The 17,067-nt window shown below is 43.6% G+C and carries 14 protein-coding genes; 13 read left to right on the forward strand and 1 reads right to left on the reverse strand.

What is annotated here, in order from left to right; all coding sequences use genetic code 11:
- The first annotated feature begins 233 nt into the window (after positions 1-233).
- From NSQ58_RS06675 to NSQ58_RS06685, 3 genes are read left to right on the forward strand one after another with little or no spacing between them, the layout of a single operon-like run.
- Positions 234-1,487 carry an extracellular solute-binding protein gene (locus NSQ58_RS06675; protein ID WP_028541957.1) on the forward strand — a complete coding sequence of 418 codons (1,254 nt, stop codon included), beginning with the start codon at positions 234-236 and terminating at the stop codon, positions 1,485-1,487.
- A 36-nt stretch (positions 1,488-1,523) separates the two neighbouring features.
- Positions 1,524-2,408, forward strand: a complete 885-nt coding sequence (locus NSQ58_RS06680; RefSeq protein ID WP_028541958.1) for a carbohydrate ABC transporter permease — start codon at positions 1,524-1,526, stop codon at positions 2,406-2,408.
- Between the two features lie 18 nt (positions 2,409-2,426).
- A complete protein-coding gene (locus NSQ58_RS06685; protein ID WP_071559705.1) occupies positions 2,427-3,281 on the forward strand; it encodes a carbohydrate ABC transporter permease in 855 nt (284 codons plus the stop codon).
- 96 nt (positions 3,282-3,377) lie between these two features.
- Here the strand turns inward: NSQ58_RS06685 and NSQ58_RS06690 are convergent, their stop codons facing one another.
- On the reverse strand, positions 3,378-4,055 hold the full coding sequence (locus NSQ58_RS06690; protein WP_336297608.1) for an RNA polymerase sigma factor: 678 nt from the start codon (positions 4,053-4,055) through the stop codon (positions 3,378-3,380).
- A gap of 127 nt (positions 4,056-4,182) precedes the next feature.
- Here NSQ58_RS06690 and NSQ58_RS06695 point away from each other — a divergent pair, with 127 nt between their 5' ends.
- The 10 genes from NSQ58_RS06695 to NSQ58_RS06740 all read left to right on the forward strand — a co-directional run bounded on the left by NSQ58_RS06695 (position 4,183) and on the right by NSQ58_RS06740 (position 17,003).
- Positions 4,183-5,925 carry an ABC transporter ATP-binding protein gene (locus NSQ58_RS06695; RefSeq protein WP_338533128.1) on the forward strand — a complete coding sequence of 581 codons (1,743 nt, stop codon included), beginning with the start codon at positions 4,183-4,185 and terminating at the stop codon, positions 5,923-5,925.
- 104 nt (positions 5,926-6,029) lie between these two features.
- The gene (locus NSQ58_RS06700; RefSeq protein ID WP_071559456.1) at positions 6,030-6,215 is read left to right on the forward strand and encodes a CLI_3235 family bacteriocin precursor; all 186 of its coding nucleotides are present in this window, start codon (positions 6,030-6,032) and stop codon (positions 6,213-6,215) included.
- A 71-nt stretch (positions 6,216-6,286) separates the two neighbouring features.
- Entirely contained in the window at positions 6,287-7,741 is a 1,455-nt protein-coding gene (ccpM, locus tag NSQ58_RS06705; RefSeq protein ID WP_237448956.1) for a Cys-rich peptide radical SAM maturase CcpM, read from the forward strand.
- An 11-nt stretch (positions 7,742-7,752) separates the two neighbouring features.
- Positions 7,753-8,877 carry a TIGR04066 family peptide maturation system protein gene (locus tag NSQ58_RS06710; protein ID WP_023986626.1) on the forward strand — a complete coding sequence of 375 codons (1,125 nt, stop codon included), beginning with the start codon at positions 7,753-7,755 and terminating at the stop codon, positions 8,875-8,877.
- A gap of 13 nt (positions 8,878-8,890) precedes the next feature.
- Positions 8,891-9,166 carry a peptide maturation system acyl carrier-related protein gene (locus NSQ58_RS06715; protein WP_076295745.1) on the forward strand — a complete coding sequence of 92 codons (276 nt, stop codon included), beginning with the start codon at positions 8,891-8,893 and terminating at the stop codon, positions 9,164-9,166.
- Positions 9,167-9,289: 123 nt separating this feature from the next.
- Positions 9,290-10,072, forward strand: a complete 783-nt coding sequence (locus NSQ58_RS06720) for a hypothetical protein (RefSeq protein WP_028541963.1) — start codon at positions 9,290-9,292, stop codon at positions 10,070-10,072.
- Between the two features lie 148 nt (positions 10,073-10,220).
- Entirely contained in the window at positions 10,221-11,780 is a 1,560-nt protein-coding gene (locus tag NSQ58_RS06725; protein ID WP_341057075.1) for a S8 family serine peptidase, read from the forward strand.
- Positions 11,781-12,086: 306 nt separating this feature from the next.
- Positions 12,087-13,601, forward strand: a complete 1,515-nt coding sequence (gene arfA, locus NSQ58_RS06730; protein WP_025723872.1) for an arabinosylfuranosidase ArfA — start codon at positions 12,087-12,089, stop codon at positions 13,599-13,601.
- A gap of 420 nt (positions 13,602-14,021) precedes the next feature.
- Positions 14,022-15,917, forward strand: a complete 1,896-nt coding sequence (locus NSQ58_RS06735; protein ID WP_069080767.1) for an HSP90 family protein — start codon at positions 14,022-14,024, stop codon at positions 15,915-15,917.
- Between the two features lie 24 nt (positions 15,918-15,941).
- Entirely contained in the window at positions 15,942-17,003 is a 1,062-nt protein-coding gene (locus NSQ58_RS06740; protein ID WP_069080766.1) for a hypothetical protein, read from the forward strand.
- Positions 17,004-17,067 lie beyond the last annotated feature (64 nt).

Below are 17,067 nucleotides of genomic sequence, written 5' to 3' on the forward strand. Positions count from 1 at the left end.
TTTGAACATAAGTGTTATAGCGGTATGCTTTAATCGCTATGTATTTACATGCATCAGGATTTTGCAAAATTCGATTCCAGTCGCTCCAAAGTGCAATATATAGATGAACTAGACCATTTCGTTTTATATATTGTTCAATGAAAGTCGCTAATTGTATTTTTGCAAAATCCTCGTATTTGAATCCGTTATCATATTGCATGATCGGTAAACCGATCATCTCGGGAGGAATTCGTATGATGAAAAGAACGTTGGGGATCATTTTGGCAAGTACCTTATTACTGGGGGGCGCGCTGGCAGGCTGCTCGTCCAAGGATGATTCGTCTGGCAAAGATGCGAACGGCAAGACGACCATCACCATGTGGGGCATGGGAGCAGAAGGAAAACTGCTTCCTGAAATTGTAAAAGATTTTGAGAAAGAAAATCCAGATATTCACGTTGATGTACAGGCATTGCCTTGGGATAACGCTCACGATAAGCTGCTGACAGCAGTTGCTTCAAAATCCGGTCCTGACGTGGTTCAGTTAGGTACATCATGGGTTCCCGAACTTGCGTCTGCGGGTGCATTGACGGATATTACCCCTTATATCAGCAAGTATCCTGAACTGGAATCGAAGAATTTCTTCGAGGGTGCTGTAGGTACGACAAAATTTGAAGGGAAACCGGTCGGTGTGCCTTGGTACACTGAAACGAGAGTTTTGTTCTATCGTTCCGACCTACTGAAACAAGTCGGATATAATGAAGCACCTAAAACGTGGGAAGAGCTTTCCGATGCTGCCCAAAAGCTGGCGGCTCGGGGCAAAGGCAAATATGGTATCTCCTTTAGTGCAAAGGAGCAGTCTATGGGCTTTATGTTTGCTCTCCAGAACGGTTCCAAACTGGTTGACGAGCAGGGCAATCCGTTGTTCAACCAACCACCGTTTGTAGATGCTGTGAAGTATTTGAATACTTTTTTCCAAAACGGCTCTAACGCAGTGGATATTGGAATTGACTCTGTTCAAGGTTTACAAGGTGATGGTATCGTTCCAATGTTTATCAGTGGTCCTTTTATGATTAAAGAAATCAAGAGCAAGGCACCAGAACTGGAAGGTAAATGGAATATAGCAGAGCTTCCTGGCAAAGTAAACAACCTGTCCGTTTTGGGTGGAGCGAACCTTTCAATTATGCAATTCAGCAAGCACCCAGAGGAGTCGGCCAAATTCATGGCTTACATGAGCAAACCAGAAACGCAGCTAAAATGGATGGAACTGTCCAGCAACTTGCCTGCGGCTACTAAATCGTGGGAAGATGCCAAGCTTAAGAGTGATCCGATGCTTCAAACGATTCGTAAACAGCTGGACCATTCCGCAGCATTGCCGCAACTGGCAGCATGGGAAGAGGTTTCTCAACAATTCATCAAGAGCTTTGAGCGTGTTTACCGTGGTCAAGCGGACGTACAGAAGGAAATGGATGACTTTAATCAGCAGGCTGCAAGTATTATGAAAAAATAATGATCCATATCCGCCATTGTCAAAGGGAGTGAAGGCATGAAAGGAAGCTCGCAGAAGCTTGCGCCATACTTGTTTATCGGTCCCTCCATCATCCTGTTGACGCTGTTTTCGCTGTTGCCGATTCTACTGGCGCTCGTAATCAGCTTCACGGATATGGATCTGTCAGGACTCGTTAATTATGATAGTATTCGCTTTATAGGTCTGGAAAATTATACAAACGTACTAATGGACCCTTCCTTTATAAAGTCCCTTGGTAATACCCTGTTCTTCGTCATCATCGGTGTTCCGTTGGTGCTGATATTTTCGCTTAGCATCGCGATTCTGATTAACATGGGGAAATCACGTGCTTTCAAAGTATTCCGCGTCGTGTTCTATCTGCCGTCCGTAACGAATGTGGTTGCGGTCGCAGTGGTTTGGAGTTATCTGTATAATCCGACGCTTGGATTATTCAACTACGTACTTGGTCTGATGAATTTAGGTCCCGTCCCATGGCTGACCGATCCAACAGTAGCGAAGGTTTCGTTGATTGTGTTGGCAGTTTGGCGGGGCATCGGCTTAAACATGATTATTTTTATTGCGGCTATTAAAGGGATTCCGGGTTCTTATTATGAAGCGGCTCAGCTTGACGGTGCCAATACATGGCAGCAAATTCGTTATATTACGCTTCCGCAGCTTCGTTACGCTATTTTCTTCGTGTCCATCACGACGATGATTGGCTGGCTGCAATTTTTCGAGGAACCGTTTGTCATGACTAAAGGGAAACCGCTCGATGGCACGCTGACAGCATCCCTGTTCATTTACAATAACGGCTTCCAATTTAGTAAATTCGGGTATGCCGCGGCGGGATCGTTCATTCTGTTCTTCGCGATCATCGCGGTGACGCTGATTCAGTTCCGTTTGCAAAATAAAGCGGAGTCCTGATAGAGAGAGGTGATGAACGTGAAAACAGCTGTTCAGCAAGCCCGCGCCAATACGCGCAGTGGTGAAAAAACATTTCAATGGTTCGTGGCGATTCTCCTGACCGTGGGAGGTCTGTTGATGGTGCTGCCTTTTGCGTGGATGATTTTATCCTCCTTTAAGACAGAGAGTGAGGTAACCAAAATTCCTCCGACCATCTGGCCGCAGCATTTTACACTGGATAATTTTAAATTACTATTCGATAGCATGGCTTTTGGAACCTATCTGACGAATACGCTGATCATTGTTTTAGCTTCCTTCTTCGGATTATTCCTGAATGCCATGGCAGGTTATGGCTTTGCCAAATTCCAATTTAAAGGCAAAGGGTTTCTATTCTACCTGGTACTGGCAACGATGATGATTCCAGGTCAAGTGACGATGATTCCCGTCTACTTGATCCTGAACCAGATGGGATTGACCAATTCCATGCTAGGGATTGTCCTTCCTGGATTGGTAGGTGCGTTCGCGATCTTCCTGTTCCGGCAGTTCATGTCCGATATCCCGGAAGAACTGCTGGAGGCGACACGTCTCGATGGAGCAGGGGAGTTCCGTACTTTTCTGCAAATCGTATTGCCTATCTCGACACCAATTCTGGCAGTACAGGCCATTTTAACCTTTATTGGTGGATGGAATAGCTTCCTGTGGCCGCTCATTATTGCGAACGATGAGAAGCTGTACACCTTGTCCGTCGGGCTGTCACTGCTCAAGGGGCAGAACGAAAGTCAATTTGCTCTTCAAATGGCAGGCTCGACCTTCATGGTCGTTCCGATCATGATTATCTTCATTGTTTTCCAAAAGTATATTATTGAGAACTACACGATTTCGGGGATTAAGTAATAGTGTAGTATGAATACAAGTCATAGTCACAAGAACGAACAGCGGAGCTTCTCTTTGGGAGAGGGGCTCCGCTGTTTTTACTTTACATAGATATATTTATATATGAGTTAGACAATATTGATGGGATAATGTACGAAGTTTTCTTTTCAGTCTGTAGATTCGAGTCGTTGTAGCCGTAACCGAAATATTATATTTGGTAGCGAGCAGGGGCACAGCCAGTTGTCGACAAAAGTAGTCTTCATAGAGTGTATATTCAATGTTGGAAAGCTGCATTAGAATATTAACGATAACCGTATCCACATCTCCCAATCTACGATTTTCCCACTCCTCCTCTACCGAATTTGAAAAACTACAGATCTTCTCACATTCAAGCGTAGTTTCATGCTTTTTTTGTGTATAGTAGCACCTAAATGATTTATATATAAGATTTTTAGCCGTAAGGTATAGCCAACCCTTTACATTGGGGTGATGTTTGAGCTTGACCAATTGCTGTCTTGCCGCTACAAAAGTATCTTGTGTACATTCTTCTGCCATAAATGTAAAGCAAGACTGATTCTTGATTAAATGCATACAGAAACGATATACCTCACTCAGATAAAGTTCACAAATTTTTCTGTAAAAGCATCTGGAACTACCTCTGCACTGATCCTCTTTGCAACAGTCGATAACCATCGTAGTCGGCATTTGTTCAAGCCCCCTTTGGACGGATAAAAAAATAAATGATTTTTGTATGTGCCAATCATATACATTAATTCCAATTTTCAAGAATGACATAAATCATATTTAATCTCGTAAATGTGGAATTACTAGAACAGTTAAAAGATATTTTAGGGTGATTTTGATTCTGATACGGAATTAGTTAATAGGGGGAGAGGGTGCACCTGGTGAAAGGGGGGAAAGGATGAAAGAATCCATAGTATATAAACGTTTGGCAGCAACATTTAGACCTTATCTGAAGACGGTCACTATCATTTTGATATGTCTCATCCTATCAGCGGGCTTGAATATATTATTGCCTTTAACAAGCAAGATTATTGTGGATCAAGGTCTCCTGAAAGGGAATATGCAGGCTGTAATCCTGTACACTTCTGCTGCGTTTTTAATCGTTTGCTTGGATAAGCTGCTGAATGTGTGTAAAGAAACCTTTCGGGCAGGCTTAAGCGCACAGGTTACCTTTTCATTATTTGAAAAGGCGTATCTGCATCTGACAAGAGTACGAATGAGTTATTTTAACCGAACCAATGAAGCGGAGCTGCTGAACCAAATTGGCACGGATGTAGGCAATGTATCGAGGATCACAGATAGTGGAGTATTTTTTGTCATTATGCAGGCGTTCAGCATGATTGGTGGTTTATGTGGTTTGCTGCTCATTAACTGGAAAATGACTGTAATCGTACTGTGCTTTTTACCCATCAAATATGTTGTGGTGAAGTATTTTGTGAAGCGTAGAAAAAAACTGGTGGGGGATTTAATTGAAGGCAGTAGTGATTTTGCTCAGTGGTTTGGGGAATCTGTCGGGGGCATGAAGGAGCAGCGAATGTTTGGTCTTATTCCACATAAGCATCAGCAGTTCTCATCCAAGCAGCGTCGAATTGTAGAATCAGAACGAAAATTATCACTTCTGGACGCCTGGAATATCGCTTCGGAATCTATTCTAATTCAGCTTCTAATGATGCTTTTGTACGTTGTGGGTGCTAATCTTATCTTTCGTTTACAGCTTACTGTAGGTGGGATTTTTGCCTTTGTTTCTTACAGTGCTTATGTTACCACTCCTGTATTCGCTATTTTAAACATTGGCTATATGCTGGCTGAAGTCGTTCCCTCCGCCATTCGATATTATCAGTTCTTGGATTGGGCAGAGGAAGAAACATCTAATTCATTCACTCCAGCGTCTTTACTAACTGAGCCGCCATTCGAAGATCACATTGCATTTCATAATGTTTCTTTTTCCTATACCAAGGACGAACCCGTACTGCCCCACGTGAGCTTTAGGATTGCCCGAGGGGAAAAAGTAGCTATCATTGGAGCAAATGGGGCAGGGAAGTCTACGTTGCTGGATCTGATTATGAGATTCAGCCAGCCTGATCAAGGGATAATCACTTATGACGGCATTGACATTCAAAGCTATGAAATAGATGAGTATCGAAGTCAAATAGCTTTGGTCAGTCAGCAGGTGTATTTATTTGATACTACTATTTTTGGCAATATCCGCATAGGCACAGAAGTCACTAATGATGCAATAGAGGCCATTATCGCGGAGGTTGGTCTGGAAGAATTGGTTCGGAACTCGGCAGATGACTTCCCCATAGGCTCGAATGGCTCCAGATTGTCGGGTGGGCAAAGACAGAAAATTGCTATGGCCCGGGCATTGATCAGGGAAGCGCCCTTGTTTATTCTCGATGAGGTGACCTCCAATCTAGACACAGCAGCTAGGCTAAATGTTCAGCAATTGTTGAAGACCCGGTTGCGTGACAAGACCGTAATCATCGTTACACATCGCAGCGAGATATTAGCGCATGTCGATAGAGTTATTTTGTTGGAGAACGGCGAACCAGCCCAAATAGGATCACACTCCCATTTTATGACCTGTCATGCAGAATACAGAGGATGGGTATTAGGGGAAGAAGAGGTCTCCATAAAATGATGAAAAAAACAAACGCTTTCATAGTGTGATTTAACACCATGTACGGAATTAGTATAGGTGAACACCTTTTTAAATCATATCATGAATGGGAGGAGTAGTTTAACATGCGTAAGCTTGTGAAAAGAAGCACGAATGTAGGCGACACGATTGAGGCATTTGGCTGTGGTTGTTCCTGTTATTGTCCTTGCTCCTGTTATTGCGCAGGCAGTTTGACTCGAAGCTCCAATACTCAGCGTGAAAGTGACGGTTCTTATCGCAGAGATAACGGAACTGGAATTGGTAATTATTAAGCTTGTATCTGTATGGAGGAGCCTGGGCATTCCAGGCTTCTGTCCACATCAAAACAGAGTAGGTGTGAATCATGAACATGTGCCAACCCTTTATATACACATTTCAGACGAGACTCCACCATTATGCATATGATGTAAATACCAACTTGATCTTGCGGATTAAAGAGGAGGCTTACCATTTCCTGAATTCGCATTCCAGCTTCGACCTGGATCAGATGGAGGCTACACCGGAATTGCAGCAGTATATCCGTGACTTGTTGGATAACGGATTTTTATCTTCACAGCGTCCGCAGATTATGAATCATCCCAAGACAAAGCACCTGGAGCATATGCTTCAGCATCAGCTGAAGACCCTCACCTTACAGGTAACTCAAAATTGCAATCTTAGATGCTCTTACTGCGTTTATTCAGGAGGATATGACAATCGAGGTCATACGAGTCTGATGATGGATTTTGAGACGGCGCGCAAGTGTATTGATTTTGTCATTGATAGGTCAGTAGACAGTGACCGTTTGGATTTTGGTTTTTATGGGGGAGAGCCGCTTATTAATTTTCCGTTGGTCAAGAAGTGTGTGGAATATATCAAGGAGCAGGTAGCGTATAGAGATGTAGGCTTTCATTTGACGACCAATGGTACGCTGCTTAATGACGATATTTTGGCCTTTCTGGATGAACATCGTTTTGTGCTTACGATCAGTCTGGACGGAGATCAAGAGAATCATGACAGAAACAGACGATTTGCTGTTAACGGGCGGGGGACCTTCGATACGATTATTGCCAATGTGGATAAAATTAAGAGAAATTACCCGGACCTCTTTGAATGGATTAATTTTAATGTGGTGCTGGATACCCGTAATGATTTTGGATGTATCAATGATTTTTATACGAATTATGAAACCTTCGAAAGTCTGTACAGTGTACGGTCGTCCTACATTAACGATGCTTATGTGAAGGATGAAATTTTGTACAGAAATGAATTTATTGAGCAGAGAGGCTATGAGGTAGTTAAAATGATGCTTTCCAAGTTTGGAAGAGTAGATGAAAATCATGTCTCCAAGCTGATTAAGGACTATTATATTCAGATGTATTTCCGAATGTTTCATTATAGAAAGCCTTCTGCGGGAATGCCGATAGAAGCGCATCATGGTGGACCCTGTGTGCCTGGTGTACAGCGATTGTTTGCGGATGTGCATGGAAATCTGTATCCATGTGAACGGGTCAGTGAGCAGTCGGAGGTGGTGCAGATTGGAAAAGTGGACACAGGCTTTGAAGTGGATAAAATCAGCCAGATTTTGAATGTAGGGACAATCACGGAGGATGCATGTAAAAACTGTTGGAATTTCCGTTTTTGTACGCTGTGTGTTGCTGTAGCAGATGATTTGCATACCTTGTCCAAAGAAAAGAAGCTGAGTCATTGTTCGGTAGTCAAAAATGATATTAGGCACACCTTACTTGATTATTGCATGATGAATGAGCTGGGCTATGATTTCTCCGAGGATACGATTCTCGATTTTGAAAAAGCATGAGGGGTGTCTCCATGACCAATAAATTAATCATTTTTCCGTTTGATTATGAAACGATAGCCCTGGTTAGGAACTTGAATCTATTAGGAAGTTATGAGGAAGTTGTACTTATTTCTTTTCAAGGGTCGGGTATGATCGGGAAAGATGCCTGTGTAACGGACAAGGGGGAAGTGACAGGCTTCATAGTGAAGCCAGAGTCTTGTTTGGAGCAAGAAATGGAGCGTTGTGATGCCATATTACTGGTGAAATCCAATTTCAAGCTGGATGTAGCTGAGGTGTATCTTCCCGTGATCAAGAAGGCTGGACAACTTGGCAAAAAAGTCATGTGTAATTTCACTTTGCCAGACTCATGTATGGAATTCATCGAACCCTGTGAGGAGCAAGATGACAAGCTGATTTTAAAAAATACATTTGATGTACGCACGAAAGATATTTTACCGCCTGACCCGGGCTCTGTTATTCATGATTTTTTTACACCGGTTCTGTTTGTATTAGGGCTGAACGAGCGAACGCATAAGCTTAATTTGCAGCTTAACCTTCGGCAGAAGCTTGAAGCACAAGGATATCGGGTGTCGCAAATCACATCTAATGGATGCGGGGAGCTGATTGGTGCACATTCTTTTCCACAGTTTATGTTTGAGAGCGGTATGACGGAAACCCAGAAGATTATCATGTTTAATCGGTATTTGAAAAAAATAGAGCAGAGCGAAAAGCCTGATCTAATACTCGTGGGCATTCCAGGTGGGATTGTTCCCTTTAACAATACGTTCACGAATTATTTTGGAGTAACCTCATTTTTGGTATCCCGCGCTGTTAGAGCGGATGGCCTAATCTGTTGTCTTCACTATGATGAATACAATATAAAATATTTGGAGCATGTGAAACAGTACATGGAAAACCGTTTTTCCTCTTCATTATTAGGATATGCCATATGTAACAATGTATTCGACAGTTACTCTTCTTCCACAGTCAATATGCAATATGCATCTGTTGATCATCGTTTCGTGGAAGAGAAAAAGCAGGAGTTTTCCAATTATTCCGTGCCTGTACTCCATCTGTCCAACGATGAAGATATGAATAGGCTGACGAAGGATATTTTACATTATTTTTCGGTTGATCATCACGTAGTTCAGTTGTAATGGAGGGAAGAACATGAACTTTACTCAGGATGTAACGGGAACAGGAATGAAACTGGAAAATATATTTTGGAAGCTTTTTAAAATAAAAGCGGGTGAGATAAATAAAGAGGCTACATTACTGGGTCCTGATATGGGGTTGTTCCCCAGAGATCTGGTATATCTATTATTTGAAGTGGAAAAAAGCTTTGCTATCCTAATTCCGGAAGAGCGTATAGTGGGAGGGGGGTTGCTTACATATAACAGCTTGTATGAGACGATAAAGGACTGCTTAACAGTGGAAAAGGGATGAAGGATTTGTGAAAATGATGATAAAACATACAAAAACATACAAAAAAATCCGATATACCTCTAGAATCACTTATTTCAGGATTTTTGAAAAATCCTCATTTAGAAGAGAATTGGAGGTTTTAGGATGAATGTATCATTTACATCATCTCACCAATCGCCGTTCCGCACCGCAGATAACAACCGACTTGAACTACGGCATTCCCTTTCCGCTCAGGCTGAAAGGAAGGGTATAGGCAAGCCACAAAACAAGGTTATTCAACAATTGACAGAGCAAAAGCAAAGTTTGATGGAGAGGCGTTCGGACTATTTAAGTAATGCTCTCAAGCGTGGTCTCGGTCCGGAAGCTGTAAAAGCTGAAATGGAAGAGATAGATAAGCAGATTCAGCAAATTGACGAGAACATTCAAAAGCAGTCACTGGAAGAGCAAAAAAAGGCTTTAGGCATGGATGAGGAAAGTAAAAAAGAAGCTCAGAAAGGCAAAAAGGAAGAATATACGCCTAAGACTGCTGAGGAGCAGCAGCAAAGATTGATCACCTATACAATGCATAGTGTTGTATCTGCAAACAATGAGTTGAAGAGTGCCAAAATAGCCAAAACGGCACAAATCACATTGGGAAGCGAGGCTAAGGGGTGGGAAAACGCTAACCCTGCAAAATCAGCGGCTTTGCGTGAAAAGGCAGAAGGACTTAATGGAAAGATCATGGAAATCGCTGCGAATATTAATGAGCGTATCAGCGAAGCGGTGAATAACGAACCGATGATTACAGATCGGGTTGAACCTAAGGATGAGCAGGAGGCGAATGCAGAGGCAGACAGGGTGTGGACTGAACAAGAGCTCAATGCCTATCTAGACTCGGCTAAAGACGGGGCGAAGACTGCAGGCACGAAGGTAAATATTGCAGTCTGATCCGGCTATCATGTACATGGTTCGCTAAATTAGGAGGGTGCTTTCAGACGAACGCTATCGTTCGCAGAGGCACCCTCCGCTTACTCTAATGGAACGGAACAGAGCCGTGAGATTCATTTCACAATCCGAAGAGACAGGGGGAGAAAAAATGAATGGCAAGATCCATGTAGCCATTATTGACGACGGGGTTAATGCTGGCTTTTTAAACACCCAATTATTATATAACGTCGAAATAGCTCATGGAGACGTAGAAGATGGACGTACCTTAAATCACGGTACGCTATGTGCTGCTATTGTACAAACGTATTTTCCAGATGCGATCATTAGCAGTGTGAAAATAATGAACGATAGAAAAGGAAATGCAACTCAGCTTTGTGCCGCGCTGGATTGGTGTGTAAAGCATGATGTGCAGGTAGCCAATATCAGCCTGGGGAGTATAAATTATCGAGATCGAAGCATGCTGCGGGAAGCTGTAAATGATGCAGCTATGGCAGGATTAGTTATGGTATGTGCTGCACAAAACGGAGGACTTATTACTTATCCGGCCTCTTTTGCTAATGTGATTGGTGTGCGCTGCGATCATAGCGGTATACTCACAGCAGGGCAATATACATATGATGCTGAGAAAGCATTCTCAAGTGGTATCGATTTTACCGCTTTTGCCAAGCATGAGCTGATAGGTGCAGCTGGAGAGGCTGTACAATGTCCCAACAGCAATAGCTATGCCACTCCATTCGTTACAGCACAGGTATGTAAAGTTTTGCAGAAGTCCAAGCGTGTTCCTTCCATAGAAAAGCTAAAACATATTTTACATAAGTATAGTTATCATCCGCTACAGGATACCATAATCCCCGTAATGCGTTACGGACATCCGGATTGGATACGGCGCGCCTATGTGTTTATAGAGGATTGTGCAATTAGTTCGAAAGCACCCTATTATTTTCAGACCCAATGTGAAGCTCAACTCCCTGGCGACAAAATTGCTGCGATCTTCGAACAAGCCATCCTGCGGGAGCGAGAACAACGGGTATACGGCCTTACAGATACGATTGTCTTGCTAGGGGAAATGGAGCCAGTGAGTTTGCAGGAAGTGGAGCAATTGGCTTCACGTTATGGAAAAAATGTCGTCCATATTTCTAAAAATCAACGACATATCCCCGCACTGAATTTTTCATCTTGCTATTTGCGCTGGTGGCAGCAAGAGGGGGGGCTCTTTATGACGCGGGAGAAGGCAATCGCAATAGAGGATTCTCGCATTCCGCTTATTTGTATTTATTATGACAAGGGCATTGACATTATTTATTTTTTGCATGAGTTGAGAGGGGAATTTGCCCGGGATGGATATCAAAGCTGGATCGCGGTGGACCAGTCCGCGGCAGTGTTGCATGATATGGAGTATACGCTCCCTTCGGATGCAAGCAATGGATTACAGGAACTGTTATATAATGCGGGTACAATGGCATATAACGCTTATACGGATATTGCTATTTTGTGTGTAGAGGCTACGAATATTACGCATTGCACCAAAGAACGAGTTTTATTAGACGTTGATATTGAGCTTTCTATCCTGGTGAAAGCGGAAACTGAACGCATTTATATATCTATACGGACAGAGCAGGGATATTTGAAAGAAGGGGTCCTCTCGAATTTAAACGTGGGTGATATAGGTGGTATTTATACATATTTAGAACAACTGTTGGTAGACTGATATTCACTATTTAAAACAGACTGCAAGATATGGCAGTAGGCACTACTTTGAACGCATCAGTAATCCGTTATTACTATTTAGCAAAGTGGTTATTCACTCAATAAGTTTGTTTATAAAACGAAATATTTTGAAGTACGTAACCAATTGCTTATCGTTTATCATTAATGTTAATAAATATATTAAGTATTTAATAATAATGTTGACTATAATAAATATGGTGTGTTATATTAAAACCGTAAATAAAACGGCTTCTTAGTCTTGGTGGTACAACGGATTTTATTTTCGCATTCAGAGAGGATGGTTTAGGTGGCAGCAGCTGTAAAAGCAAAGATGATTGTAGACAAATCTTTTCGTATTGCTGAAGTCGATAAACGCATTTATGGCTCTTTTGTAGAGCATCTCGGGCGTGCCGTATATGGCGGCATTTACGAGCCTACTCATTCAACTAGTGATGAAAGCGGTTTCCGAAATGATGTTAAAGAGTTGGTAAAACAGCTTGATGTTCCTATTATACGCTATCCGGGAGGCAACTTTGTATCCGGTTACAATTGGGAGGACGGTGTCGGCCCTGTCGCGTCCAGACCTAGACAGTTGGAGCTGGCTTGGAGAACGGTCGAGCCGAATGAAGTGGGTACGAATGAATTTTTCAAGTGGGCCAAGGATGTAGGTTCCGAAGTCATGATGGCGGTTAATCTGGGTACGCGCGGAATTGATGCTGCGCGTAATCTGGTGGAATATTGCAACCACACAGGTGGCTCCTATTGGAGTGATCTACGTCGTAGTCACGGTGTAGAGCAACCACATAAGATTAAAACCTGGTGTCTTGGTAACGAGATGGATGGCCCATGGCAAATTGGCCACAAGACAGCAGAAGAATATGGTCGTCTAGCTGTAGAATCTGCAAAAGCCATGAAGCTGATCGATCCTGACATTGAGCTTGTATCCTGTGGCAGCTCCAGTTCTACGATGCCAACGTTCCCGGAATGGGAAGCAACCACGCTGGATCATACCTATGAGGTAGCCGACTATATTTCCTTGCACCAATACTACGGAAATCATGACAATGATACGGCTAATTATCTGGCACGCTCTATGGATATGGATCATTTTATTCATACGGTCATTTCGACTTGTGACTATATCAAAGCAAAGAAACGCAGCAAGAAAAAAATGATGCTCAGCTTTGACGAATGGAACGTGTGGTATCACTCCAATGATGCGGACAAAAAAATTGATCCGTGGTCTGTGGCACCACCGCAGCTTGAGGATATCTATAACTTTGAGGATGCATTGTTGGTAGGCAGCATGTTGATTACGTTCCTGCGCCACGCGGATCGTGTAAAAATGGCTTGCCTCGCCCAACTGGTCAATGTTATTGCGCCAATCATGACCGAGAATAACGGAAAGGCGTGGAAACAAACGATTTTCTATCCGTATCTGCATGCCTCCCGTTATGGTCGTGGGGTATCGCTGATGCCTGTCGTAGATTCGGAAAAATACGATTCCAAGGACTTCACAGACATTCCTTATCTGGATAGCGCTGTGGTTTATGATGAAGAGGGAGACGCACTGACTGTCTTTGCAGTGAACCGTCATTTGTCTGAATCGCTGGAGTTGACAGTAGATGTACGCAGTTTTGAAGGCTACCGCATTGTCGAGCATACTGTATTGGAGCATGATGATCTTAAAGCGACCAACAGTCCAGCCGGTGAAAAAGTTACGCCTCACAACGGCGGCAACGCCAAGCTTGAAGACGGAATTGTAAAAGCTCATTTGGGCAAAGCATCGTGGAACGTTATCCGTCTCGCTAAGTCTCATTAATTCCTTTCTGTAAAAGGTACAGCTTCGACTGTATCTAAATAAGCTCGCATTCTCTCTTGTAAGAGTATTACAAGAGCGGCAATGCGAGCTTTTTGCGTAAAATGAGCCATTTGTCCCTCCATAGATATAGGTTTTTAAGAGAAGGATGGATTTTAAATAAATATTATGTTTATTACTAAATTTAACTAGACAAAGATGACCTTTATTCACTAAGTGCTCGTACTCCGTACATTTTTATGAAGTTAATTAGACCCAGTTCCAGACTTCCTAGGTGAAAAAAGACCCTGTTATATCGTTGTCAACGTATTGATATCTGAAATGCAGGGTGTGTAATCCGACTTAAATCCACGTTATACTTTAAAAGATAGTCTATTTAAATCCAAATGGTGGTTGTAGCATTTCGAGAAAGGAATGATCTGTATGAGTCAGACAGACCAATATCGTTTTCAAGTGAACTTGGGCGGTATGATTGATATTTTGGCCAATCATTTATATAGCAGTCCACGAGTGTTTATACGTGAGGTTCTGCAAAATGCAACAGATGCGATCACGGCTCGCAAGGAGCTGCGGAAGGTTGTTGCTGAAAGTAAAGTACTGAAAGAAGACAAGGCTCTTGGAGATACAGCTTCTGAGAGTAACGACTATGAAGGTAAAGTCATCGTGGAGTTATCTGGTTCTGGGGAGCATCAGGTATTGATGATTCAGGATAACGGCATTGGATTGTCAGAAGAAGACATTCACCGTTTTTTGTCGATTATCGGTCAGTCTTCCAAGAAGGGAGCCGATTTGCTAGCTTCTGAGACTTCGTTTATCGGACGCTTTGGGATTGGGTTACTATCCTGCTTTATGGTGAGCGATGAAATTGTAGTGCTGACCCGCTCGGTGAAGGAAGGCATCTCCATGGAATGGAGAGGGAAGCCGGATGGGACGTATACGATTCGTCGATTGGAGACCGAGCTGCCTGTAGGGACGCAAATTTATTTACGCTGCAAGCCGGGAAGTGAGTTTTATTATGAGCCAGCGCACGTAGAGGAGTCTTTAATCTATTATGGGGCGTTGCTGCCGTATCCGGTCATGCTGTCTGTAGACGGGGAGACCAAGCGCGTCAATCTTCCATCGACGAGCTGGATGCAGGACCCAGAGCAATTACGGAGTCGCCGTAGTGAGGTGCTGGATTTAGGCTATCGCCTGATGGGGGAGCGCTTCAGTGATTTTATACCGTTGCGGACGGCATCGGGCAGAACAGGCGGGATTGCATTCATTTTGCCTCGCAGTGTTAATCTGAACAGCAAGCGGCTGCATCGGGTGTACCTGAAGCATATGCTGGTGTCGGACAAGGCGGAAAATGTTTTGCCGGAATGGGCATTCTTCATTAAAAGCCTAATTTGGACAGATGAATTGCAACCAACGGCATCACGTGAGTATTTTTATGAAAATGAGCAGCTTGACGATGTTCGTTCTGAACTGGGTACCTGTATTCGGGAAGAACTGCTACGCATGGCGCAGTATGAGCCAGACCGCTTGCAGCACTGGATTCGTTTGCATGAGCTGTCCATGAAGGCGCTCGCCGTGGAGGATGATGAATTTTTGCGGATAATGTACCGTTGGTTTTCCTTCGAAAGTACATTTGGGCGGCGTGAGCTGAAAGAACTGATCCGAGAGGCGGACGGACGTCCACTGCATTACACATCGACAGTAGATGAGTATCGTCAGATTACGCATGTGGCGGCGGCGCAATCCATGTTGGTGATCAATGGCGGCTATATTTATGATTCAGATATTTTGGAAAAGCTGCATTGGATTGACTCTAACCTACAAACAGAGCGTCTTAGCCCTGAGGAAGTATCTCTTTCATTTACCGGGCTAACACAGGAAGAGCGCGAGAATTATTACGGTGTGCTACGTGTCATGGATGCTGCTTTGCAGCCGATGCGTTGCCGCGCTGAGTTGAAGCGTTTTGAGCCTGCGAGTTTGCCAGTGTTGTATACCATTTCTCAGGATGCACTGACCTTACGCTCCATGGAAAACACGGTTGAGGAGACAACCTCACTTTTTTCCAATGTGCTTGATAGTCTGAAAGCAGGAGTCCAGCAGAATTCGGGTTATTCCACCTTATACTTTAATCTGAACAACCCGGTGGTGGCGCGGATTCTTGAAGCTACCGATACGCAGATGGTCACGGCTGCTACAGAAATGATGTATGTGAATGCGCTTATGATGGGGCACTACCCGATGAACCGCAGTGAGTTGGGACTGATGAATCGGAGTGTACTACATTTTATCAATTGGGGATTAGGGAACGGACAAAATTCGTAATTACGTAATTATAGGGGGAGCCAAATGGAAGATACGATATATGATTTGATGGAGCAGGCGCAGGATCTGCCAGGAGGGGCGGCAAAGCTGGCGCTTCTGGAAGAAGCAGTCCGCTTGGCAGATACTTCCGGATTGAAGGAACTCGCTTATGAAATCCGGGGAGAGATTGTAGACTGCGCTATTTTTAACGGATATCCATTGAAGTCGCTGATTGCTTTTTCGTGGCAGTTGGGCCAATTTGATCAAAATCCAGAGGAATACGACGCAGATGAGCTGTTGTGGAATTACAAATGGATACTCGGTAAGGTATGCAGCTTTTCCAATATATCGAAGACTCAAATAGAAGATCTGGCGGAGGATATGCGCAGACGTTATGCCGAATACGGGTATAATGAGCGTCCATATTACTATTATAAGTTCCGCATCGCGATGGACATGGGTGAACTGGATGAAGCACGGCGGTATCTGGATACCTTCCGCTTGATTGAGTCGGACAGTATGAGTGATTGTGAGGCCTGTGAGCAGAGCCAGATGGTGCGGTTCTATTACTTGACTGGAGAAAACGAGCAGGCGCTTGCCGTGGCAAAACCGATTTTGTCGGGTCGCATGAAATGTGCAGAAGTACCACATGTGACGCTCTCGCAGGTGCTATTGCCGCTTTATCGTCAAGGAGAGGTTGATCAGGCAAAGGACAATCATCGCAAAGGCTATCGCCTAATTCGGGATGACCGCGACTTCCTAAAAACGATAGCGGAGCATATCGAATATCTGGCGGTTGCTGATCCGATTCAAGGAATCGAAGTGGTAGAGCGTCATCTACATATGGCGCTGGACTATGAGAGCGGGCTGGAGCAGATGTATTTTTACGCGACGATGGTGAGTCTGCTACAAAAGTTGGATACTTCGGGAGAAAAACGATTGATCCGGTTGCCGGCTTCCTTGGAATGGGGTAAAGAGGATCGCACATTGACAGAAATCATTGCGTATTTTAGGCCACTGGCAGAGTCAGCGGCGGCTGATTTTGATCGACGGAACGGGAATACGTTTTATTCCGATTGGCTCGGGAAAATTGTTCAAACGGCATAGAAGAAGTGTTAGCTGTGACGAATATTTTATACAGCCCAAACAATGAGCAGGTATAATGTTCCTG

The organism is Paenibacillus sp. FSL M7-0134 (assembly GCF_038007865.1).
Classification (GTDB): domain Bacteria; phylum Bacillota; class Bacilli; order Paenibacillales; family Paenibacillaceae; genus Paenibacillus; species Paenibacillus polymyxa_B.